Origin of the sequence: Vreelandella subglaciescola (assembly GCF_900142895.1) — a bacterium.
In the GTDB taxonomy this organism is placed as follows: Bacteria; Pseudomonadota; Gammaproteobacteria; order Pseudomonadales; family Halomonadaceae; genus Vreelandella; species Vreelandella subglaciescola.
In genome coordinates this window covers 862,103-884,904 of the sequence record NZ_LT670847.1, presented here as the reverse complement: position 1 = coordinate 884,904, position 22,802 = coordinate 862,103, and the positions used below count along the sequence as shown (strand labels likewise).

The following is a 22,802-nucleotide window of genomic DNA, read 5'->3' as shown; positions in this document are numbered from 1 at the left end:
GCCATTATGTTGATGGTTGTGCACGCGCGTACAGCACCTCGCCGGCGTATCACATGGCGGTAGAAGACACCGACCGCTATCAGGCCGCCGAATTTGCGGAAGGCCACTACCTGCAAGTGGAAACCGCCGCGATCACCCGCAATGCGGAGAACCCCGAACTTGCCCGGGCATTTATGCAATTCATGCTGACGCCCGATTTTCAGCGCCATATTCCGCTGGGCAACGTGATGTATCCCGCCATTGAACTTGACGACGAACTGCCGCCGGCGTTTGACCGCCTGATCGACCCTGACGGCTTTACCTTCAGCCCCGATGAGGTGCAGGAACACCGCCGCGAATGGATCCGTGAATGGCTCAACGCCAGCAGTTAAGCGCGCGCCCGCTCGGACGCGTGCCGCTGCTGGGCGGGCTGGTCGCGTTTGTGCTGGTCATGGGGCTGGGGCTTGGCAGCTTGGGTGCGCTGCTCTGGCAGGCGCCCGGCCTGGACGTTGCGCAGCTGTGGCAAGAGCCGTATCTGGCCGGCGTGCTGCGTTTTACGCTGTGGCAGGCCGGCCTTTCGACGCTGTTTTCAGTCGGGCTGGGAGTGCCGGTGGCCATCGCGCTGGCGCGCCGCCCGCGCTTTTGGGGGCGTGGCTTTTTGCTGCGGGTGATGGAGCTTTCACTGGTCATTCCCACGTTGATTGCGCTGTTTGGCCTCGTCGCCGTGCATGGGCGGCAAGGCGTGGCCGCGCCGCTTTGGAAATGGCTGACTGGCTCGCCATCGGGCTATTTATACGGGCTTTCGGGCATTGTGCTGGCGCACGTATTTTACAACCTGCCACTGGCGGCACGACTGATGCTGCAAGCGCTTGAGCGCAGCCCGGACGCCCATTGGCGGCTAACCGCCCAGCTGGGACTTTCCCGCGGGGCTATCTGGCGCACGCTGGAATGGCCGGCCATTCGCCGTGTGCTGCCGCAGCTGGCCGCGCTGGTCTTCACGCTGTGCTTTACCAGTTTTGCTATTGTGATGACTCTGGGCGGCGGGCCGGGCAGCAGTACCCTGGAAGTGGCGCTGTATCAGGCGCTGAAGTTCGATAATGACGTCGCCCTCGCGGCGTTGCTCGCGCTGGCTCAGCTGGTCGTGTGCCTTGGGCTTTGGGGCGTGGCGCTGGCGCAGGGCGGGACACCGTCGCTGGTAGCCGGTGATGCCCCCGCGCCGCTGACCGCCAAATGGCGCCGCCGTGATATGTACGGCCTGTCGCGCCTGACCGACAGCCTGAGCATCGGCGGGCTGGCGCTGCTGCTGTTGCCGCCGCTGGTCGCTGTTGTGGCTGCGGGCGTGGCGGGATTGCCGGATATCATGACCCAGCAGCGGCTCTGGCCGGCCAGCCTGAGAAGCCTCGTTATGGCGCTGTGTGCCGGCCTGGGCGCCGTGCTGCTTGCGCTTGCGTTACTGGGCGGCAGCGGCTGGCTACGGGCACGCGGCCGGCACGGTGTCGCCGGCGTGATGGAAGGCAGCGGCCAGCTGATTTTAGTGCTGCCGGCGCTGGTGATGGGAACGGGGCTGTTTCTACTCCTGCGCCCGAGCCTGGGCGGCGGCCTTGACGGCTACGCGCTGGTGGTGCTGGTGAATGCGCTGATGGCGCTGCCGTTTGCCATGCAGGTACTGCGCGGGGCACTGCTTGCGCTGCCGTTGGCGCAATGGCGGGTCGCCGAACAGCTGGGCATTCACGGCTGGGCGCGGTTTCGCTGGCTGGTCTGGCCGCGGCTGCGTCGCCCGCTGGGGCTGGCGCTGGCGTATGCGATGACGCTGTCGCTGGGCGACTTCAGCGTCATCGCGCTGTTTGGCAGTCCCACCGCGCCCACGTTGCCTATGCTGCTGTATCAGGAACTCGGCGGCTACCGCTGGCAAAGTGCCGCGGCCACCGCCGTGGTGCTGCTGTTCTGGGTGGTCGCCACCTTTACCGTGGTGTCGGCGCTCACGCGGCGCGCGCCGCGCTACCCCTGGCACCGCCAACCTTCACCGGAGTCGCGCCATGCTGTCGTGCCGTAGTCTGAGCTTTCATTACGCGCAAAAAGCGCCGGGCGAAACCCCGGATTTCAGCTTCAGTTTTACCCTGGCGCCTTCCCACTGTCTGGCGGTTCAGGGGCCGTCGGGCTCGGGCAAAAGCACGCTGTTGAATCTGTTGGCGGGGTTTCTTGAGCCTGGCGGCGGGGCACTGTGCTGGAACGATGCCGACCTGCTGAGCCAGCCGCCCTGGCAGCGAGGGATGACCACGGTGTTTCAGGAACACAACCTGTTTGAGCACCTGCCCGTATGGGCCAACATCGGTGCGGGGCTGGCGGCCAACCTGAAACTGACGGCAGGCCAGCGCCAGCAGATTCATGACGGGCTTGAAGACGTGGGGCTGGGCGGGCTTTACAACCGCCTGCCGGCCGAGCTTTCCGGCGGCCAGCGCCAGCGCGTGGCCCTGCTGCGTGCGCTGTTGAGGCAACCGCGCCTGCTATTGCTCGACGAGCCGTTCAGCGGCCTTGATCGCACCAATCGCGAAGCGCTCTGGGCACTGGTGAAACGCCAGCAGAACGCCGGCGTCGCGGTGCTGCTGGTCAGCCACGACCCGGAAGACATCCGCGCACTGGCGGATAGCTGCTATCAGCTAGAGGACGGCCGGCTGGTGGCACAGGATGCCTCAAAAATCCTGCCGGTATAGCGTTTCTTCCGCATCGCGCTCGGCACGCAGCCGGTCGCGGGCTATATACAGCGCGGCAATGGCGCGGGCTTCGTGGAAGTCTTCCCGGGCCAGCAGGGCGTCGATGTCCTCGAGCGAGTGGGATTCGACCACCAGCGGTTCGGGCTCGTCGCCGGGCAGGCGCTTTTCGTAGAGGTCGGTGGCCAGCAGCACGTTCATGCGGTGGCGCATGTAGTTCGGCGCCAGCGACAGCTCGCACAGCGGCTCAATGCGCCGAGCACCCACGCCGCATTCTTCCATCAGCTCGCGGTTGGCGGCGGTGGCGGCGTCTTCACCGGGGTCAATCAGCCCCTTGGGCAGCGTCAGTACATAGTCTTCAAAGCCCGCGGCGTATTCGTGGATCAGCAGCACATTGTCCGGGTCGGGCATGGCGACGATCATCACCGCGCCGCTGCCACTGCCGGCCAGGCGTTCGAACTGGCGTTCTTCGCCGTTGGAGAAACGCAGGTCGATCGCCTCGACGTTAAACAGGCGGCTTTGGGCAACGCGCTGACAGGACAGGATCTGCGGCTTTTGCGGGGGCTTGATAGCGGATGAATCGTGCGCTGACATGATATCTCCGTGGCTGGCATCCGAGGTTGATCGGCGGTCGTTGAGAAACGTCCGTTAGGCTACAATAGCACGCCTGACCTGACCGGCGTAGACAGCCCATGCACACAGATCGATGCACACAGGAGCGGCGATGATGGATTGGCAGACAATCGATACCGTATTGCTGGATATGGACGGTACGCTGTTGGATTTGCACTTTGACAGCCATTTCTGGCTGGAGCATTTGCCGCGTCGCTACGTCGAGCTGCACCAGCTTGACGAGGCCTCCCAGCGCGAGCTGCAGGCGCGCATCGTCGGTGAGCAGGGCACGCTTGACTGGTACAGCCTGGCCTATTGGAGCCGCGAGCTTGACGTGGATGTGGTCGCGCTCAAGCGCGAAGTGCAGCACCTGATCGGCCTGCGCGGCGACGCGCTGGACTTTCTCCAGTGGCTCAAACAGGCTCACCCGAGGGTAATACTGGCCACCAACGCCGATCGTGCCAGCCTGGCGCTCAAGCTGCCGCTGACCGGGCTTGAGCCCTACCTTGATGCCATCGTCTCATCTCAGGATGTGGGTGCGGCCAAGGAGGATCAGGCGTTCTGGCATGCGCTGCAAGAGCAGGAGCCGTTTGATCCGGCACGCACGCTGTTCATCGACGATAATCCGCGCGTGCTGAAAAGCGCCCAAACCTACGGCATTCGTCACCTGCTGGGCATCAAGCGCCCGGATAGCCAGCGCCCCGAACGAGAGCTTCAGGAGTTTATCGCGCTTGACCGTTTTGCCGAGATATTCCCCGGCGACGCGCCGGTATTGAACCGCCAGAGAAGCCAGTAAGAGAAGTCAGTAGTGAATAACAGAAGGAGGGCCGCTGATGAGTGATAGCGTACGCTTGGATAAATGGCTCTGGGCCGCGCGGTTTTTCAAGACCCGCCAGCTGGCCAAAAAAGCCGTGGAAGGCGGCAAGGTGCACTACGACGGCGCACGCGCCAAAACCAGCAAGCTGGTGGAGATGGACGCGCTGATTCGTGTACCCCAGGGCTTTGACGTGTTTGAGGTCCGCGTGACTGGAATCTCCGGCCAACGCCGCGGCGCCCCCGAGGCGCGCAAACTCTACGCGGAAACGCCGGAAAGCATCGAGCGCCGCGAACGCGAGGTCGAGGCGCGCCGGCTGAGCCAGCAGGTCATGCAGCACCCACTCAAGCGGCCGGATAAAAAACAGCGCCGCGAGATCAAGAACTTCCAGCGTAACCAGGGCGAATAATCCGTCGCGCCCTGTGGATTTTTGTTAACGCGCTTTTACCAATTGGATAACGAGTTTCATGTCTGACCAGATACAACGCTTCCTGTTTGATAACACCAACGTGCGCGGCGAAATCGTCACGCTGGAAAAAGCCTACGACGACGTGCTCAGCCGCCATGCCTACCCCCACGCGGTGAACGTGCTGCTGGGCGAGCTATTGTCGGCGGTGGCGCTGTTGACCGACACCGTCAAGCTCGACGGCATGTTGAGCATCGAGGTGCGCGGCGAGGGTGCGCTCTCATTGCTGATGGCCGAGTCCAACCCCGGCGGCGAGCTACGCGCCATTGCCCGGTTGGCCGAAGACGCCGCGCTGCCGGAGTCCGCCGCGGCGTTTCGCGAGCTGGTGGGTAACGGCCAGATCGTGATCACCCTCGACCCGCGCGACGGCAATCGCTACCAGGGCGTGGTCGCACTCGACCATCCCACCCTGGCCGGCTGCCTGGAAGATTACTTTACCCAGTCCGAGCAGCTGCCTACCCGGCTGTGGCTGGAAGCTGATGAGAAACGTGCCGGCGGGCTACTGCTGCAACGTTTGCCCAGCGAAGCGAAAAATCAGGACGTCGACGCCTGGGAGCGCAGCGTGCAGCTCGCCGACACCATCAAGCCCGAAGAGCTGTTAGGGCTTGAGCAGCGCGAGGTACTGTACCGGCTTTATCATGAAGAAACCGTGCGCGTGTTTGATCCCAAGGCGCTGTATTTCGGCTGCACCTGCTCGCGGGAGCGCATGGCCAACGGACTCTTGACCCTCGGCGCCAGCGAGTTGCGCGAGATTGTCCAGGAGCAGGGTGAGATCGATACCCAGTGCCATTTCTGCCATTCGCGCTACCGCTATACCGCAGCAGACGTAGAGGCGCTGCTTGACGGTAATCCCGATGCGCCGTCACCCACGGTGCATTAGGCTTTGTCCGCAAGGTGCCGGCACTTGCGCGCAAAAACGTGCAAAAAAAGCGAACCCTGAGCGGCGGGCGTAGTCATAAAAAGAGTGATGGTTATACGCCGTTTTTTATACGTCTATAGGCTGTATAACGTTAGATGGATTTATCGAGCGTACAGGAGATTTGCCATGAACCGCCGCCACTTTCTGGGACTTGCCGGTTTAACCGGCGTTGTAGGCGCGCTGCCCAGCGTGTCGTTTGGTTATCCAAGCGTTGACTTGAGCGCCGCAGAAAGCATCGAGCCGCTATCGCTTTCCGACGCCGAATGGCGTGAGCGCTTGTCAGACAAAGCCTATAACGTGCTGCGCGAAAGCGGCACGGAAGCCGCGTTTTCCAGCCCGCTGGATAAGGAAACCCGCGACGGTGAGTTTCGCTGCGCGGGGTGCGATCTGGTGCTGTTTCAAAGCGCCATGAAATACGACTCCGGCACCGGCTGGCCGAGCTTTTTCAAGCACGTGGAAGGGCATCTGCTCAGCGAGCTCGACTTCAGCATGATATGGCCGCGTACCGAGTACCACTGCGCGCGCTGCGGCGGCCACCAGGGGCATATTTTTGACGATGGCCCCAAGCCTACCGGCCTTCGCTGGTGCAACAACGGCGCGGCGCTGCGTTTTGTGCCCGCGTAAAGCGATGAATCAGCGAGTGTGATACCTTGTGGCCTCTCTTCATTGCTGCATGAGTTAGTTGCGATATATGGATGTCAATCAGCGTATTATGAACCGCCTGGCGGACGAGCTAAGCGTTCGCACCGCCCAGGTAGCGGCAACGGTGGCGTTACTCGACGAGGGCGCCACCGTGCCCTTTATTGCTCGCTACCGTAAAGAAGTCACTGGCGCGCTGGACGATGTGCAGCTGCGCCTGTTGGACGAACGCCTGCGCTACCTGCGCGAACTCGAAGAACGCCGCGTGGCGGTGATTGCCGCGATTGACGAACAGGGCAAGCTGAGCCCCGAGCTGAGCGCCAGCCTCAGCGCGGCGGACACCAAACAGCGCCTTGAGGATCTGTACCGCCCGTTCAAGAAAAAGCGCCGCACCAAGGCACAAATTGCCCGCGAAGCCGGCCTCGAGCCGCTGGCCGATGCGCTGCTGGGCAACCCCGACCTTGATCCCGAGAGTGAAGCGCAAAGCTACCTGCGCGCCGCCGACGGCGATACCCCCGCGATTGACGACGCCAAGGCCGCCCTTGACGGCGCCAAGCAGATCTTGATGGAGCGCTTTGCCGAAGACCCCGAGTTGATTGGCCAGCTGCGCGAGCGGCTGTGGCAGGAAGGCGAGCTGTCGTCTCGCGTACTCGACGGCAAGGCAGAAGAAGGCGCCAAGTTTGCCGACTACTTCGAGCACGACGAAAAACTCGCCAAGGCGCCATCGCACAGAGCGCTGGCCATGTTCCGCGGGCGCAATGAAGGTGTTTTGAGCCTAGCCATCCGTCTGCCCGGTGAAGACGACGCGCCGATTCATCCTGCCCAGGTGGCGATCGCCAAACAGATTGGCATTACGCTGGCTGCGCCAAGCGCCACGCGCCGCGCGGGAGATCGTCCTGAGGACAGCCCTGGAAAACGGTGGCTCACCGAAGTGGTGCGCTGGACGTGGCGAGTCAAGCTGTATACCGCGCTTGAAACCGAGCTGTTGGGCCGCCTGCGCGAGCAGGCCGAGCTTACCGCCATCGAGGTGTTTGCCGCCAACCTCAAAGACCTGCTGCTGGCCGCGCCGGCGGGCCCCAGGGTCACGCTGGCGCTGGATCCCGGCCTGCGTACCGGCTGCAAGGTAGCGGTGGTGGATGCCACCGGGCAGTTTCTGGCCAACACCACGATTTACCCCCACGCGCCGCAAAACCGCTGGCGCGAGTCTCTGGCCGAGCTTGTACGCCTTGCGCAGCAGCACGGCGTCGAGCTGATTGCCGTGGGCAACGGTACCGCCAGCCGCGAGAGCGATAAGCTCGCCGGCGAGCTGGTCAAGGCGCTGGCGCCCGGGCAGCGGGTCAGCAAGGTGATGGTGTCGGAGGCCGGCGCTTCGGTGTATTCGGCCTCGGAGTATGCCTCCCGCGAAATGCCCGACCTTGACGTCACCGTGCGCGGCGCGGTGTCTATTGGCCGGCGCCTGCAGGACCCGCTGGCCGAGCTGGTCAAGATCGAGCCCAAGTCCATCGGCGTGGGCCAGTACCAGCACGATGTCTCGCAGCTGCAGCTGTCCAAAAGCCTGGAAGCGGTGATCGAAGACTGCGTCAACGCCGTGGGCGTCGATCTCAATACCGCCTCCAGCGCGTTGCTGTCACGAGTGGCGGGGCTGTCGTCAACGCTGGCCGATAACATCGTTGCCGAGCGCAACCAGCGCGGCGCGTTTAAAAGCCGCAAGGCGCTGCTGGATGTGAGCCGCCTCGGGCCCAAAACCTTCGAGCAGTGTGCCGGCTTTTTGCGCGTCACCAACGGCGCCAACCCGCTGGACGCCAGCGCCGTCCACCCCGAGGCCTACCCGCTGGTCGAGCGTATTGCCACCCAGAGCAAGCGCGATGTCAAAGGCCTGATCGGCGATAGTGCCGCGCTCAAGGCGCTTGCCCCTGCTGACTTCGCCGATGACCGCTTCGGCGTGCCCACGGTGACGGATATTCTCGCCGAGCTGGATAAGCCCGGCCGCGATCCGCGCCCCGAGTTCAAGGCGGCCGAGTTCCGCGAGGGCGTGGAAACGCTCAAGGATCTTGAGTTGGGCATGGTGCTCGAAGGCACTGTGACCAACGTCACCCACTTTGGCGCCTTTGTTGACGTCGGCGTGCATCAGGATGGCCTGGTGCATATTTCGGCACTGGCGAACCGCTTTGTGGAAGACCCGCGCAGCGTGGTCAAGGCCGGCGATATCACCAGCGTCAAGGTCATGAGCGTGGATATCCCGCGCAAGCGCATCGGGCTTTCCATGCGCCTGGACGATCAGCCCGACACGGATACGGGCGCCGACGCTGCTAGCGACAAACCGGCGGTCAGGTCGCGCCGCAGTCAGCAAGGTTCGAATAAGAGCTCATCAAAAGGCGCACAAAACGCCCCTGAATCCATGGGCGCGCTAGGCGCGGCGCTGTTAAAAGCGCGTGGCGATAAATAAGCGCGCTTGAATGTCGCCTCGGGCGACACCATATTGTGCGTCAAAGACCGTGCGGCCAACGTAGGCTAAAGCGTGCGCTCGGCCTGTGTTTTAGCTTGTGCGGTAGAGTTTGCCGCTTTCATTCAGGCTCGCGACGGCGAGCCGCTTAACAAGGAGTGTCTCCCTTGTCTGAACCACTCACCGTGCCGTCCACGCTTGCGCACCGTATTGAACAGCTGTTGCCCGCGGCGCGCGCCGGGCGCCTGGGCCACCTGCGGCGAGGCATCGAGAAAGAAGGGCTGCGCGTGGAGGCGAGTGGCCACATTGTGCAGACCCCGCACCCCGAGGCGCTGGGCTCAAAACTGACGCACCCAAGCATTACTACCGATTATTCCGAGTCGCTGCTGGAATACATCACACCGGTATTCTGCCAGCCTCGGGCGGCGCTGGCGTTTCTCGCGGATCTGCACGCTTACAGCTATCGGCACATGGATAGCGAGTGGATCTGGCCGGCGAGCATGCCGTCAAAGCTTTCAGGCAACGACAGCGTACCCATCGCCGATTTCGGCAGTTCCAACTCCGGGGTGATGAAGCACGTGTACCGCAAGGGCCTCGACGTGCGCTACGGGCGCATCATGCAGGCCATTGCCGGGGTGCATTACAACGTCTCGCTGCCCGACGAGATGTGGCAGGCGCTGCGCGACGTGGAAGGCCAGACCGAGACACCGTTCAACGATTACCGCTCGACGCGCTATTTCGGCCTGATCCGCAATTTCCGCCGCCACAGCTGGCTGCTGCTGTACTTGTTTGGCGCCTCACCGGCCATCGACAAAAGCTTTCTTGACGGCCGCCGCGTGCCCGACAAGCTGGAACCGCTGGGCGACGATACCTACGTGGCACCTTTTGCCACCACGCTGCGGATGTCGGATCTGGGCTACCAGAACAAGGTGCAGGAGCAGCTTAAAATCTGCTTCAATTCGCTGTCCAACTACGTCAATACGTTGCGCAACGCCATCTCGACGCCGTGGCCCGACTATCAGGCGCTGGGGGTCAACGAAGGCGGCGACTGGCGCCAGCTCAACGCCAATATTCTGCAGATCGAGAACGAGTATTACAGCGATATTCGCCCCAAGCGCGTGGCCAGCCAGGGCGAAACGCCCAGCCAGGCGCTGGAAGCCCGGGGCGTGGAGTACATCGAAGTGCGCTGCCTCGATCTGAACCCGTTTGATCCGCTGGGCGTGACAGAAACCCAGATGCGCTTTCTGGATACCTTCCTGATGTGGTGCCTGTTGAGCGACAGCCCGTGGATTTCCGACGAAGAGTGCGATCATCTGGACGATAACCGTCGGCTGGTGGTCGAACGCGGCCGCGATCCGGCGCTGCGCCTGAGCAACAACGGCGAAGCCATTGGCGTGCGCGAGTGGGGCGAGCAGATCGTTGGCGATATGCAGTCGGTCGCTGAGCTGCTGGACGCCGCAGAAGACGGCACGCCGCACCTTGACGCGCTGGCCGCGCTGGCGCCGCGCCTGCAGGACGCCGCGCTGACGCCCTCGGCCCAGCTGCTTGAGCGGATGCGTGGTGAGGGGGCGTCGTTCAACGATGTGGTGTTGTCACTGGCCAAGGAGCAGGCCGACAGGCTGCGCCGCCAGACCTCGACCACGCTTGACGACGCGCTGCTTGCGCAGCAGGCGGTGACGTCGCATCAGCAGCAGCGCGACATGGAAGCAGTCGACGAGCCGCGCTTTGACGACTTTATGGCCGACTATTTTGCCCGCGCCCGCGAGTCGCGTGCGATAACGCCGCTGAGTGCCGGAGAAGCCTCATGACGTTGTCTTTCCGCCGCCTGGCCCTTGGCGGCCTGGCGCTGTGCGTGCTGATGATGGCCGTAGCGCTGGGCCTGGAGCACATTGGCGGGCTTGAACCCTGCCCGCTATGCATTTTTCAGCGCGTCGGCGTAATAGCCACGGGGCTGGTACTGGCCGTGGCGGCAATGCATAACCCGGCCGGGCGTGTGGGGCGTGCGATTTACGCCTTGCTGGCGTTTGTAGCGGTGGCTGGCGGCGCTTTTGTCGCCGGACGCCATGTGTGGCTGCAGTCGCTGCCGCCGGATCAGGTGCCCAGCTGCGGCCCGGGGCTTGATTACATGGTGGATGTGCTGCCGATGCAGGAAGTGGTGGCCACGGTACTCTCCGGCTCCGGCGAGTGCGCCAGCATCGACGCGGCGTTTCTGGGACTGTCACTGCCGGCGTGGACGCTTGCCGGATTTGTCGTGTTAGCGGCGTTTCCGCTGGCGATGCTGTGGCGAGCGTTGAAACGCCCTGCGTGTGGCAATTGACAGCCGCATGGGGAAAGGTGAGTCTCGACTGTAGGTAAGGTGTCTGTGTGTAAAGAGATTGTTGCCAAGGAGATACGCCATGTTTAAAAATTATAAAAATGCGTTGGAGCGCTGGGGCGGCGTTCACACCGTTATCGATCATTTGCTGGAACAGCGCCGGGCGCTGCTGGTGGCTTTTATTGAGCTGCAAGACGCCTGCGACGATGACCTGACCGAAGTCAGCAAGGCACGCATCGACCGCTTTAGCGAACACCTGATGGACTACATCAGCTCTGGCCACTTCAAGGTCTACCCGCAGCTGGCCCAGGAAGCCAAAGCCTTCAACGACGCGCCGGCTGTAGGGCTTGCCGGAAAGCTGCTGGAGCGGCTCGACATGTCCACTGAGCTGACGCTGGCCTTTGATGACGACTACGCCACGCCGGTGCGCTGCGAGCATAACATGGCTCGTTTGCCGGCCTGGCTTGACCGCCTGGCCAAAGGGTTGACCGAGCGTTTTGCTCTGGAAGACCAGCTGGTGGCGCGGCTGCACGCGGTCAATAGCCCGCAGCAGGCCGCGCCGGGCACCGCTTAACCGGGTGCTTGTTCAGCGGCGGGTAGCGTCTGACGCTTGCGGCGTTCGCCAAGTACCAGCATGCAGGGGGTGAGTAACAGCGTAAGCCCGGTGGCGAAGGTCAGCCCGCCGGCAATCGCGCTGGACATTTGCCCCCACCACTGCGTCGAGGGCGCGTTGAACCCCAGCGCCGGCGCCAGCAGATTGACGTTGATGCCGAGCACCATCGGCATCAGCCCCAGCACCGTGGTAATCGCCGTCAGGAGTACCGGACGCAGGCGCAAACAGCCCGCTTCAAGCGCGGCGGTGGCCGGCGTCATGCCTTCGCCACGCAGCTCGTTGTAGGTGTCGATCAGCACAATGTTGTTGTTCACCACGATCCCCGCCAGCGCAATAATCCCCATGCCGACCATCACCACGCCAAACGCCTGGCCGGTTACCCATAGCCCGATCAGCACGCCAGCGGTAGAGAATACGATGGCCGAGAGCACCAATGCGGCCTGATAAAAGCTGTTGAACTGGGTGACCAGAATCAGCGCCATCAGCGCAATCGCCACACCAAAGGCGCTAAAAAGAAACTGCGACGCCTCCTGCTGATCCTGCTGCTCGCCGGCCACGTTGACCTGCACGCCGTCTGGCAGCGTGTCTTGCGTCGCGTCAAAGAGTGCTGCCAGGCGTTCTGTGGCCTGGGCATCGGGCGCCATATCGGCCTTGAGGGTAATCGCCCGGCGCCCGTTGATACGGCTCAGCGTGCTCACCTTGGGCGCGGGCGCAATCTCGACGAAGTGGGTAATGGGCACCTGCCCGCGCGGAGTGTTGATGGTCAGCCGCTCAAGCTGATTGAGCGAGCGCCAGCCTTTTGGCAGCCGCACGCGGATATCCACCTCATCATTGGCGGTGGGCGGGCGATACTCGGCCACTTTCAGCCCGTTGGTCAAAAGCTGTACGGCGCTGCCCACGGTGGTGACGTCGGCCCCCAGCCGAGCGGCGGCTTCGCGGTCTACCTTGATGCGCCATTCCACGCCCGGCAGGCTACGATCATCTTCCACGTCGATAAAGCCGCCGAGCTCGCGCATGGTCGCTTTTAACTGGTCTACCGCTGCGCTGGCTTGCTGCGGGTCGGTGGCGCTGATTTCCAGCACGATGGGCTTGCCGCTGCTCGGGCCCTTTTCCTGCTCCTGGGACTCTATGACGATGCCGGGCAGTGATGCGGTGCGACGCGCCATGTCGTCGAGTATCGCCTGCGCCGGGCGGCGCTTGTACCAATCGGTGAACTGAAATTGCAGTACGCCAATCACGTCGTTGCCCATTTGCTCGTTGGGCGTGGCAAAGGAGCGGGCGTAAAGCGCTTCAACCTCGTTCATGCCGCCCAGGCGTTGCTCTACGCGTTGCACGATGGCATCGGTTTCCTGCGCGGAAAAATCGCCCCGGGCACGCACCAGTAGCTGGGCGCTGTCGGGTTCGACGCTGGGGAAAAACTCGACCCCGTGATTAAAACGCGCATAGCCGCTGTAGGATACGCCCATCAGCAACACGGCGATGAGCACAACCCAGCCGGGGTGGCTGAGTAATCGGGTCAGCACGCGGCGGTAGCCACGTCCGAAAGTCGTATTACCGGCAGTGCGGTGGCCGTCGGGCGAACGGTGAGAGACGTTTTGGCGGGTGAATAGGCTGCCCAGCGTGGGCAGGAACACCAGCGCCATGGCAAGCGATGCCAGCAGGCAGAGGATCACCGTGGCGGGCAGGTATTTCATGAACTGTCCGACCACGCCCGGCCAGAACAGCAGCGGCATGAAAACCACCAGCGTGGTGGCCGTTGAGGCAATCACCGGCCAGCTCATGCGCGTGGCGGCGGCCAGCCAGGCCTCCCGCGGGGCCATGCCTTCGCGCAGGTGGCGGTCGGCCAGCTCGCTGACCACAATCGCGCCGTCAACCAGCATACCGGCCACCAGAATCAGCGCGAACAGCACCACGATGTTAAGCGTAAAACCCAACGCCCAGATCAGCATGATGCCGGTCAGAAACGCGCCGGGAATGGTCAGCCCCACGAGTAGCGAAGTACGCCAGCCCATGGCCGCGACGACCACGATGAGCACCAGCAGCACGGCGGTCATGACGTTGTTCAACAGCTCGCCGAGCATGTCTTCGACCGTGGTCGATTGGTCCAGAATGGTGGTGAGGCTGAGCGCCTCGGGAAATTCTGTGCTGGCGGTGTCCATCAATTCGTCAACGGCGCGAATGGTGGCGATGATGTTGGCGCCGGCGCGTTTGGAAATTTCCAGCACCACGGCGGGCTTGCCGGCAATGCGGGCAAAGCCTTCGGGGTCCTTGAACGTGGGGTTGATCCAGGCGACGTCGCCAAAGGTGACCACGCGGTCGTCTTCGACCTTGATCGGTATGCTCATTACGTCGTCGAGGTTTTCAATGATACCGGGCACCTTGAGCGCGGTGCGCCCGGCGCCGGTGTCCAGACTGCCCGCGGCAACCAGCCGGTTATTGTTGCGTACGTTGTTGAGCAGTGTGTCAAAGTTCAGCTGGTAGCTGGACAGCACCAGCGGGTCGACGATGATTTCCAGCAGGTCGTCGCGTTCGCCGGCAATCTCGACCTCGAGAACGTCGGCAATGCCTTCGATCTCTTCTTTCAAGCGTCGTGCGACGGCGACCCGTTCGCGCAGGTCAAGCTGGCCGGAAAGCCCCAGCGTCAATACCGGAAACTCGGAGACGTTGACCTCGGTGACACGCGGCTCCTCGGCCTCGGAGGGCAGGCTGCTGCGGGCGATATCGACTTTCTCGCGGACGTCGGACAGGGCGGTGTCGGCATCAAAGCCGGCGTCAAACTCAAGCGTAATCGAGGCGTGACCCTCGCTCGCCTGAGCGGTGAACTTGTGCAGCCCCTCGATGCCGCGCAGCTCCTGTTCCATGGGGCGAATCAGCAGGCGCTCGCCGTCCTCGGGGCTGACGCCTTCAAGGGTCATCGACACGTAAATAATCGGGATTGTGACGTCGGGGTTGGCTTCCTTGGGAATGACCTGCCACGCGGCAATGCCGGCCAGCAACAGCCCCACCAGCAGCATTAGCGTCGTGCGCGAATAGGTGATGGCCGCATCAATCAGCTGGCGCATGGGCGGCTCCCTGTCGTTCTTGAGAGGCGTCTTCAGGAACGCTTTCCACGCGCTCGCCGGGCTCCACCAGCCCCGCGCCCAGGGTGATCAGGCGCACGCTGTCGGGCAGCCCGGCGACGTAGGCTTGCCGGGTGTCAGCGCTGATCAGCTCGACGGCGGTTTGTTCAACGAGGCCGTCGTCGTCAACGTGTTTGACGGCCAGCTCGCCGTTGGTCGTCAGTTGTAACAGCGCCGGCGAAAGCGTGTGCACCTGGCGCGAGGGCAGGGCAATGGTCAGTTCGGCGCTGCCGCCGGCCAAGCGCCGGTGCTCGGGGTTGTTAAGCGTCACTTCAAGGTAAAAGCTGCGGGTATCTTCAGCGGCGCGGCTGGCCACGTGGGTCAGCGTGCCCTGCAGGGTGTCGCCGCTTAACAGGCGGGTGGTGACGGGCTGGCCTGCTGCGAGCGGAGCCACGTCTTGCTGCGACACCCAGCCGATACCTTTGAGCGTAGCGTCGTCGATCAGCCGCCCCCATTCTTCGCCGGGCTGTAACAGCTCGCCCAGTGTGACGCTGACGCGATCAAGCGTGCCGTCAAAGGGGGCTTGCGGGCGGGTGTCGGCCTGCTGTTTTTTCAGCCGTGCCGTTTCGGCCACACGTTGGCTGAGGGCGGCGCGCAGGCGCAAAAGCTCGGGCTTCGAGATCAGCTCGCGCTGGCGCAATTGTTGCGCTCCGGCCAGCTCGGCGCGAGCCAGCTCAACGTTATCGCGGGCTTCCGCCAAGCGCTCGGGAAGAGCGTCGTTGTCCAGTACGAGCAGCGTCTCGCCGGCGCTGACGCTGGCGCCCTGCTTGACGGGCTTGTCTTTCACCAGGCCTTCGACACTGGCGCGCAGCGCGACGTCGCGGTTGGCTTCAAGCGCGCCCTGTACCACCCGGGTGGGGGTGTAATCTACGCTTTCGAGCCGGCGTGTTTCAACGCGCGTGGGGGCGGGCGGCGTGGTAGTGTCCTCGGGCGCCTCATCCTTGAAGGCATTGAAATCACCCAGTGCGAGCCAGAGTACCAGGGCGAGTAAAAGCAGGCTTGCCAGTACGTAGGAAAAAGGCAGCCGGGAAAATCGCTGTTGCCGCATGAACGTATCCGTATGTGGGAGGGAGACACAGCCACGCCAGACAAACCTATACAGCGCTGAGCTCGAAAGCGCTTAGCCTGACCGATAGCAAGGCGTCGGGGCAACTGTTCTCCCACGATTTGTCTACGAGAGCCTAAGCCACAGGTCTGATTGAGTTTTTACCGCCCGACGCATAATATCAAGGCGTCGCAGCGTTCGGCGTGGCCGAACCCCAAGGCGAAATAACCAAGGAGCCATGATGAAAGATCCAGTCCGTATTGCGATTACCGGCGGTGCCGGCCAGATTAGCTATTCTCTTATTTTCCGCATTGCCGCAGGCGATATGCTGGGGCCGGATCAGCCCGTCATTCTCCAGCTGCTGGAAATCCCCCAGGCCATGGAGGCCATGAACGGTGTGGTCATGGAAGTCAACGACTGCGCCTACCCGCTGGTGCGCGATATCGTTGCCACCGATGATGCCAACGTCGCGTTCAAGGATGCCGACTATGCGCTGCTGGTGGGCTCTCGCCCGCGTGGCCCGGGCATGGAGCGTAAAGACCTGCTGGAAGCCAACGCGGCCATTTTCTCCGTGCAGGGCAAGGCGCTGAACGACAGTGCCAGCAACGACGTGCGTGTGCTGGTCGTGGGTAACCCGGCCAACACCAACGCGCTGATCGCCTCGTGCAACGCGCCGGACCTTGATGCCGGCCAGTTCACCGCGATGACTCGCCTGGACCACAACCGCGCGCTGACCCAGCTGGCACAAAAGACCGGCAAGCACGTGACCGACGTTGACAGCATGATTGTCTGGGGCAACCACAGCGCGACCCAGTACCCGGATATTTCTCAGTGCCAGGTGGACGGCAAGCCGGCCCTGGATCTGGTTGAGCGCGACTGGTACGAAAACGACTTCATCCCCACCGTACAGCAGCGCGGCGCGGCCATCATCAAGGCGCGTGGTGCGTCTTCGGCGGCCTCGGCAGCCTCGGCGGCCATCGACCATATGCGCGACTGGGCGCTGGGCTGTGATGGCATCGTCAGCATGTCGATTCCATCCGATGGCAGTTACGGCATCGAGGAAGGCATCATTTATTCCTACCCGGTGCGCTGCAAGGGCGGCAGCTATGAAATCGTTCAGGGTTTCGAGCTGGATGCGTTCAGCAAGGAAAGAATGCAGGCCACCGAGAAAGAACTGCGTGAAGAACGCACGGCGGTAGAGCACCTGCTGGGTTAATGGCCGGATTTCCGGCTTCGGGCCCCCGCAGAGTTCCGCTCTGCGGGGGCCTTTTCGTGTGGGGGGATACAAGAGGACGGTAAAAAAGGACGCAATATGAAGACTGCCACAAGCTGTGTACAGCCGCCGCTTTGTTGTCTAGCTTGAATGGTGCGCAGCGGCAATCATGCAGGCCGCGTAGCTATACCGCCTTTGAGGCGTTTTTCAGGAGATAACGTATGACATATCGCAACGTTTCCCTTTCAATTCTGCTGGCGCTGGGTCTTGCCGGTACCGCAGGCACTGCAATGGCCATGGACGATAAAGGTCCGAGCATCAAGGCTGACTCACAGTCGCCGGGTGAAGAAGTTACCGTGAACGTCATGGCCGACCAGAAAGGCTTTGTGGTCATTCACGATAGCAACGACGAAGGCAAGCCCATCGCACCTGCGTCTATCGGCCACGCCGCCATTGACGGTCAGGACGAAGTCACCGTTGAAGTTGACCGCATGCTTGAATCCGGTGACAAGGTATTTGTCATGCTGCACAAAGATACCGGTGAAGAAGGCAAGTACGAATTCGGTGAAGGCTCAACCGACGTGGATCCGCCCATGATGGCCGACGGCAAACCCGTGGTGGTGCCCGTTGACGTGAAATAAGCGTCTTCATGCAGCGACGCGCAGTGGCTAATAGCTGACGCGAAATCCTGTTGCTGCATTTTTCTGACACTACGCCGACATTACATCGCATGGCCCCGGTTTTCCGGGGTCATTTTTGTGTGTGTCGCATTTTTCTGCCATTTTTCCCTGCCATTTGCTTCTGCCATACTCGTATAATTACCCGCCATGCTGCGTTGATGCCGTGCGTAACCGGCCGCGCGGACAGCACTTTTTCTTCAAGGACGTAATCGATGGCTTATTTTTCTTTTCGGCGATGCCTGCGTTGGCAGCACGTGGCAGCGTTGTTTTTACTGCTTCCCTGGGTTTTGTTCTGTGCCAGTGCCATTGCCCAGACGCAGGGGCAAACACAGGAACAGACGCTTAAAGTGGGCGTGGCGACGGTGCCGCCTTTTGTCATGGAGGCTACTGGCGGTGAGCTGGAGGGCATCAGCGTTGACCTGTGGCGGGACATTGCCGAGCGCAAAGGCTGGGACTTTAGCTGGCAGCCGCTGTCCTTCAGCGAGCTGTTAAGCGCGGTGGAAAGCGGCGATATCGATGTGGCCGTGGGTGCACTCACCATGACTGCCGATCGCGAGGAGCGCTTTGACTTCAGCCATCCGTTTTATCAGACCGGGCTTTCCATCGGCGTGCTGCCCCAGCCCGATCAGAACCTGTTTACCGCACTGCGTGCGTTGATCAGCTGGCAATTTTTAAGCGTGGTGCTGGGTCTTGCCGCGCTGCTGCTGGCCGTGGGCGTAGTGGTATGGTTTGCCGAACACAAACGCAATCCCGAGCAGTTTGGCGGCACAACGCTGCAGGGGCTGGGCGCCGGCATGTGGTGGGCCGCTGTCACCATGACCACCGTGGGTTATGGCGATAAAGCGCCAACCACGCCGCTGGGGCGCCTGGTCGGGTTGGTCTGGATGTTTGCCGGCTTGATTGTAGTGGCCAGCTTTACCGCGGCAATTACCACGTCGCTGACGGTGAGCAATCTGACCTCGCGAATCCAGAGTGAAAATGACCTCTACGGCACCGTGGTCGCAACGATCGACGATACCGCTAGCCAGCGCTATCTGCAGGAACAGCATATTCGCTATCGCGCCTATCCCGACCTGACCACGGCCATGACCTCAGTGGCCGAGGGTGAAACCGGCGCGGTGGTCTACGACCGGGCGCTGATGCAGTACCGCAATCAACAGCTGGGCGACAAACATCTGAGCATTCTGCCGGACGTGTTTGCCAAGCAGCTTTACGCCTTTGCCATTCCCGAAGGTAGTGCCCTGCGCGCGCCGCTGTCGCTTGAGATACTCGACGTGACCGAATCGGAGCAGTGGAGCGATATTGTGTCGCGTTATCTGGCGCGCTAGCTATGCCATCATGCTGACCACCGTTCCTGCAACTTTGGTCGTGACAAGCGCCGTTGGCCGGTACGGCGTGTCATCATGCGCCGCTGTTGGCGGCGTCGGGTGCCGCGTTTTGTAGGGTGAAGGAGAGAGTAATGTTCGACGAGGCTCTGGTGAGCAAGCGCTGCCGCTGGCCCCACTGGCGCGCTAAGCTGCGTACCGCGCAGGAAGCCGCTGCGCTGATTCAGGATGGCATGACGGTGGGTATGAGCGGCTTTACCCGGGCCGGCGAGGCCAAGGAAGTGCCCCGCGCACTGGCCGAGCGTGCTCTGCAGGAGCCGTTTTCCATCACCCTGATGACCGGCGCCTCGCTGGGCAATGACTTGGATCGGTTACTGACCGAGGCCAACGTGCTGGCCCGGCGCATGCCGTTTCAGGTCGACCCCACGCTGCGCCGCGCGATCAATGACGGCCGCGTGATGTTCATCGACCAGCACCTCTCGGAAACGGTGGAGCTGCTGCGCAATCGCCAGCTGGCGGATATGGACGTGGCCGTTATCGAGGCCTGCGCGATCACCGAGGATGGCCATATCGTACCGACCACCTCGGTGGGCAACTCGGCAAGCTATGCCCAACTGGCCAAAAAAGTGGTCATCGAGCTCAATCTGGACGCGCCTGAAGGTCTGGAAGGGCTGCACGACATTTATATCCCGCAGATGCGCCCCACGCGGCCGCCCATTCCCGTTGTCGCGCCGGATACGCGCATTGGCACACCGTACATTCCCATCGATTCGAGCAAGATAGCGGCGATTGTCATCACCCACGGCAAAGACAGCCCCTCAACGGTGCAGCCGCCCGATGCCGACACCAAGAGCATTGCCGACTATCTGATCGGTTTTTTTGCCGACGAGGTCAAGATCGGCCGCCTGACGCCGGCGCTTCTGCCCCTGCAGGCGGGTATTGGCAACATGGCCAATGCGGTCATGAGCGGGCTGGCCGAAGGCCCCTTCGAGCATCTCACCATGTATTCCGAAGTGCTGCAGGACTCTACCTTTGACCTGTTGGACAGCGGAAAGCTGGATTTTGCCTCGGGCTGCTCGATCACGCTGTCCGAGCCCTGCGGCGAACGCGTCTGGAATAACCTTGAGCGCTATCGCGACCGGCTGGTGCTGCGCCCCCAGGAACTTTCCAATCACCCCGGCATCGTGCGCCGGCTGGGGGTGATTTCGATCAACACCGCGCTGGAAATGGACATTTACGGCAACGTCAATTCCACCCACGTGGGCGGCACGCAGATGATGAACGGCATCGGCGGCTCCGGCGATTTTGCCCGCAACGCCCAGCTGTCGATCTTTGTTACCAAGTCGCTGGCCAAGGGCGGCGATATTTCCAGCATCGTGCCGTTTGTCAGCCACGTTGATCATACCGAGCACGATGTGGATATCTTCGTCACCGAACACGGGCTGGCCGATCTGCGCGGTCTGGCCCCGCGCGAACGCGCCGTTCAGGTCATCGAGCGCTGCGTTGACCCGCGTTATCGCCCGGCGCTGCGGCGCTACTTTGCTGATGCCTGCAAGCGCGGCGGGCACACGCCGCACTGCCTGGAACAGGCGCTCTCCTGGCATATCGCCATGGAACAAGACGGCAATATGCGCCGTTTTCAGTGTGCCGAGACCGCAGGCGCCGTGGAATAAGCGCCACTTTATCCGAAGCGCGGTGCCATGCCGTGCTTCACCTGTCTGTCATCTGAGGCCGTTACCTTGCCGGTGGATACATCCACGATCAGGTGAGCAGGCATGAGCAAAGAGATTGAAGATCATCGCGTACTGAACAGCAGTCATAATCTGCCGTTTGCCGACGTGCTGGCCCGGCGCGTCTCTCGGCGTGGCGTGATGCGCGGTAGCGCCGGACTGGCAGCAGCTTCGATGCTGGGCATGGGCGCGCCCGTGTCGGCACTGGCCGCGACGGCGTCGAAAAAGCCGCTGACGTTGGCTTTCGAGGCCGTACGCGGCTCCCGCACGGATGCGGTAGTCGTGCCTGAAGGCTATCGTGCTCAGGTATTGGTGCCCTGGGGGACGCCGCTGTTTGACGATCAGCAATGGAAGGCCTCCCAGCCGATGGATGCCGAACGTCAGTCCGTCAGCGTAGGCATGCACCATGACGGCATGGCCGGCTTTGCGCTGAATGAGAGCAGCGCCTCGCGGCGTTTTGTGCTGGCGTTGAATAACGAATACATCGACCAGGACGCACTCTGGGCGCCGCAGGGCGGGCCGACCAATGCCGAGGACGGGCAGCGCCCGGCGGAGGAGTCGCGCACCGAGATCAACGCGCACGGCGTGACGCTGGTAGAAGTGCAAAAAGAGGCGAGCGGTGGCTGGTCCCACGTTGTCGGCTCCCCCTACAACCGCCGGCTGACCAGCGCCACCGTAATCGCGCTTGCCGGCCCCGTTGCCGGCAGTGACTACGTTAAAACGCGCTTTTCTCCCGACGGCCATCAGACCCGAGGCACCAATAATAACTGCGCCAACGGCGTGACGCCCTGGGGTACGTATCTTGCCTGTGAAGAAAACTGGCCCAACGTTTTTACCCACGGCGGCGAGCGTTTCAGTGACGATGCCCGGCTGGGTATTCCGACCGAGCGCAGCCGCTACGGGTGGGAAACCTCGGCGGGAGACGCAAGCGAAGTCGAGGACGAATTTGCCCGCTTTGATATTACCCCGCGGGGCGACAGCGCCGCTCAGGACTATCGCAACGAAGCGCGCACCTTTGGCTATCACGTTGAAATTGACCCGTACAGCGGCGCGCGGGCGGCAAAGCGCACGGCCATGGGGCGTTTTCGCCACGAAGGCTGCTGGCTGGGCAAGCTGGACGCCGGCAAGCCGGTGGTGTTCTATTCGGGGCACGATGCCCGCAACGAATACGTGTACAAATTCGTGTCCCGAGCCATGTGGAACCCTGACGATGCCAACCGCCCAGGAGAATCCTATGACCGTATGGCGGTTGGTGCTAAATATCTGGATCAGGGCACGCTTTATGTCGCACGTTTCAACGCTGACGGCAGCGGCGAATGGCTGGCATTAACCCCGCAGGCGTTGACGCCGAAAGGGCACTCGCTCGCCGGTGCCCTGGGGTTAAGCGACGACGACATGGCCGGCCTGCTGGTTAGCACCTGCGATGCCGCGGATTTGATGGGGGCCACGCCCATGGATCGTCCCGAGTGGGCAACGGTTGACCCCACCTCTGGCGAGGTATACCTGACGCTGACCAATAATAGCCAGCGCACAGCGCAGCAAACCGACCCCACCTACACCAACGACGGCAGTGGTGTGACACAGTCAGGGGTTGGCTATGCCACCGCGCCCACCAACACGGCTAACCCGCGGCCGGATAACGCTGCCGGGCATATTATTCGCTGGCGGGAAGCCTCTGATCAGGTCCGGTTTGCCTGGGAGGTGTTTGTGTTTGGTGCGGGCGCGAACGATGATGACAACCTGTCCGGCCTGACGGAAATGACCCAATTTGCCAGCCCCGACGGGCTATGTTTTGACGAACGTGAAGGCGGGCAGGGCATTCTGTGGATTCAAACCGATAACGGCTATGAAAACGTGTCCGGCTACACCAACGATCAGCTGTTGGCCGTGATTCCCGCAGCGCTTGATTCAGACAGCCCGGACGCCATCATCAATGCCGCGAATCAGCACCAGCTGAAACGCTTTGCCGTTGGCCCCAACGGCTGTGAAGTGACGGGGATTTTCGCCACGCCGGACAAAACGGCGCTGTTCATCAATATCCAGCATCCCGGCAACTGGCCGGCCAATGGTGATGCGCTCACCCAGGATGCCACTCGGATGGCTCAGGGCGCGGTGCGCCCGCGTGCGGCAACGGTGGTGATAGAGAAGCAAGACGGCGGGCCGGTAGCCGTATAGCAAACTGC

At 62.4% G+C, this 22,802-nt stretch carries 19 protein-coding genes; 16 read left to right on the top strand and 3 right to left on the bottom strand.

The genetic code is table 11. From position 1 onward, the window contains the following. Positions 1–53: 53 nt before the first annotated feature. The 3 genes from B5495_RS04140 to B5495_RS04130 are packed head-to-tail and all read left to right on the top strand — an operon-like array spanning position 54 to position 2,690. The gene (locus B5495_RS04140; RefSeq protein ID WP_079551568.1) at positions 54–371 is read left to right on the top strand and encodes an ABC transporter substrate-binding protein; all 318 of its coding nucleotides are present in this window, start codon (positions 54–56) and stop codon (positions 369–371) included. Further along, complete coding sequence (gene thiP / locus B5495_RS04135; RefSeq protein ID WP_079551567.1) at positions 350–2,032, top strand: thiamine/thiamine pyrophosphate ABC transporter permease; 1,683 nt, start codon at positions 350–352, stop codon at positions 2,030–2,032. The genes B5495_RS04140 and thiP overlap by 22 nt, the downstream gene beginning before the upstream one ends. After that, positions 2,016–2,690 carry an ATP-binding cassette domain-containing protein gene (locus tag B5495_RS04130; protein WP_079551565.1) on the top strand — a complete coding sequence of 225 codons (675 nt, stop codon included), beginning with the start codon at positions 2,016–2,018 and terminating at the stop codon, positions 2,688–2,690. The genes thiP and B5495_RS04130 overlap by 17 nt, the downstream gene beginning before the upstream one ends. Here B5495_RS04130 and nudE read toward each other — a convergent pair. Further along, positions 2,670–3,281, bottom strand: coding sequence for an ADP compounds hydrolase NudE (gene nudE / locus B5495_RS04125; RefSeq protein ID WP_079551564.1), 612 nt, complete (start codon positions 3,279–3,281; stop codon positions 2,670–2,672). The genes B5495_RS04130 and nudE overlap by 21 nt on opposite strands. A gap of 130 nt (positions 3,282–3,411) precedes the next feature. On the opposite strand from nudE, the gene yrfG reads away from it, so the two are divergent. The 8 genes from yrfG to rsd all read left to right on the top strand — a co-directional run bounded on the left by yrfG (position 3,412) and on the right by rsd (position 11,468). Beyond that, on the top strand, positions 3,412–4,095 hold the full coding sequence (gene yrfG, locus B5495_RS04120; RefSeq protein ID WP_079551562.1) for a GMP/IMP nucleotidase: 684 nt from the start codon (positions 3,412–3,414) through the stop codon (positions 4,093–4,095). 37 nt (positions 4,096–4,132) lie between these two features. After that, positions 4,133–4,522 (top strand): ribosome-associated heat shock protein Hsp15, encoded by a 390-nt coding sequence (hslR, locus tag B5495_RS04115; RefSeq protein WP_079551561.1) that lies wholly within the window; start codon positions 4,133–4,135, stop codon positions 4,520–4,522. A 58-nt stretch (positions 4,523–4,580) separates the two neighbouring features. Beyond that, positions 4,581–5,459, top strand: a complete 879-nt coding sequence (gene hslO / locus B5495_RS04110) for an Hsp33 family molecular chaperone HslO (protein WP_079551559.1) — start codon at positions 4,581–4,583, stop codon at positions 5,457–5,459. 165 nt (positions 5,460–5,624) lie between these two features. Further along, positions 5,625–6,122 carry a peptide-methionine (R)-S-oxide reductase MsrB gene (gene msrB, locus B5495_RS04105; RefSeq protein ID WP_079551558.1) on the top strand — a complete coding sequence of 166 codons (498 nt, stop codon included), beginning with the start codon at positions 5,625–5,627 and terminating at the stop codon, positions 6,120–6,122. 67 nt (positions 6,123–6,189) lie between these two features. Continuing rightward, positions 6,190–8,583 carry a Tex family protein gene (locus B5495_RS04100; RefSeq protein ID WP_079551556.1) on the top strand — a complete coding sequence of 798 codons (2,394 nt, stop codon included), beginning with the start codon at positions 6,190–6,192 and terminating at the stop codon, positions 8,581–8,583. A 164-nt stretch (positions 8,584–8,747) separates the two neighbouring features. Further along, a complete protein-coding gene (gene gshA / locus B5495_RS04095; RefSeq protein WP_079551555.1) occupies positions 8,748–10,388 on the top strand; it encodes a glutamate--cysteine ligase in 1,641 nt (546 codons plus the stop codon). Continuing rightward, the gene (locus tag B5495_RS04090) at positions 10,385–10,897 is read left to right on the top strand and encodes a disulfide bond formation protein B (RefSeq protein ID WP_079551553.1); all 513 of its coding nucleotides are present in this window, start codon (positions 10,385–10,387) and stop codon (positions 10,895–10,897) included. The genes gshA and B5495_RS04090 overlap by 4 nt, the downstream gene beginning before the upstream one ends. 79 nt (positions 10,898–10,976) lie before the next feature. Next, positions 10,977–11,468 carry a sigma D regulator gene (gene rsd, locus B5495_RS04085; RefSeq protein ID WP_079551551.1) on the top strand — a complete coding sequence of 164 codons (492 nt, stop codon included), beginning with the start codon at positions 10,977–10,979 and terminating at the stop codon, positions 11,466–11,468. On the opposite strand, the gene B5495_RS04080 is transcribed toward rsd, so the two are convergent. Further along, the gene (locus tag B5495_RS04080) at positions 11,465–14,569 is read right to left on the bottom strand and encodes an efflux RND transporter permease subunit (protein ID WP_079551549.1); all 3,105 of its coding nucleotides are present in this window, start codon (positions 14,567–14,569) and stop codon (positions 11,465–11,467) included. The two genes, rsd and B5495_RS04080, sit on opposite strands and share 4 nt — an antisense overlap. Beyond that, the gene (locus B5495_RS04075; protein WP_079551547.1) at positions 14,553–15,674 is read right to left on the bottom strand and encodes an efflux RND transporter periplasmic adaptor subunit; all 1,122 of its coding nucleotides are present in this window, start codon (positions 15,672–15,674) and stop codon (positions 14,553–14,555) included. Before B5495_RS04075 ends, B5495_RS04080 begins: the two co-directional genes overlap by 17 nt. Positions 15,675–15,912: 238 nt before the next feature. Between B5495_RS04075 and B5495_RS04070 the strand changes: the two genes are divergently transcribed. From B5495_RS04070 to B5495_RS04050, 5 genes are all read left to right on the top strand, one after another. Continuing rightward, entirely contained in the window at positions 15,913–16,887 is a 975-nt protein-coding gene (locus B5495_RS04070; protein ID WP_079551545.1) for a malate dehydrogenase, read from the top strand. 218 nt (positions 16,888–17,105) lie between these two features. Continuing rightward, complete coding sequence (locus B5495_RS04065) at positions 17,106–17,525, top strand: DUF7282 domain-containing protein (protein WP_079551543.1); 420 nt, start codon at positions 17,106–17,108, stop codon at positions 17,523–17,525. A gap of 251 nt (positions 17,526–17,776) precedes the next feature. Next, on the top strand, positions 17,777–18,892 hold the full coding sequence (locus B5495_RS04060) for a transporter substrate-binding domain-containing protein (RefSeq protein ID WP_079551541.1): 1,116 nt from the start codon (positions 17,777–17,779) through the stop codon (positions 18,890–18,892). A gap of 131 nt (positions 18,893–19,023) precedes the next feature. Next, entirely contained in the window at positions 19,024–20,562 is a 1,539-nt protein-coding gene (locus B5495_RS04055; protein WP_079551540.1) for an acetyl-CoA hydrolase/transferase family protein, read from the top strand. 102 nt (positions 20,563–20,664) lie between these two features. Beyond that, positions 20,665–22,794, top strand: coding sequence for a PhoX family protein (locus tag B5495_RS04050; protein ID WP_079551538.1), 2,130 nt, complete (start codon positions 20,665–20,667; stop codon positions 22,792–22,794). The last annotated feature ends 8 nt before the right edge of the window (positions 22,795–22,802 follow it).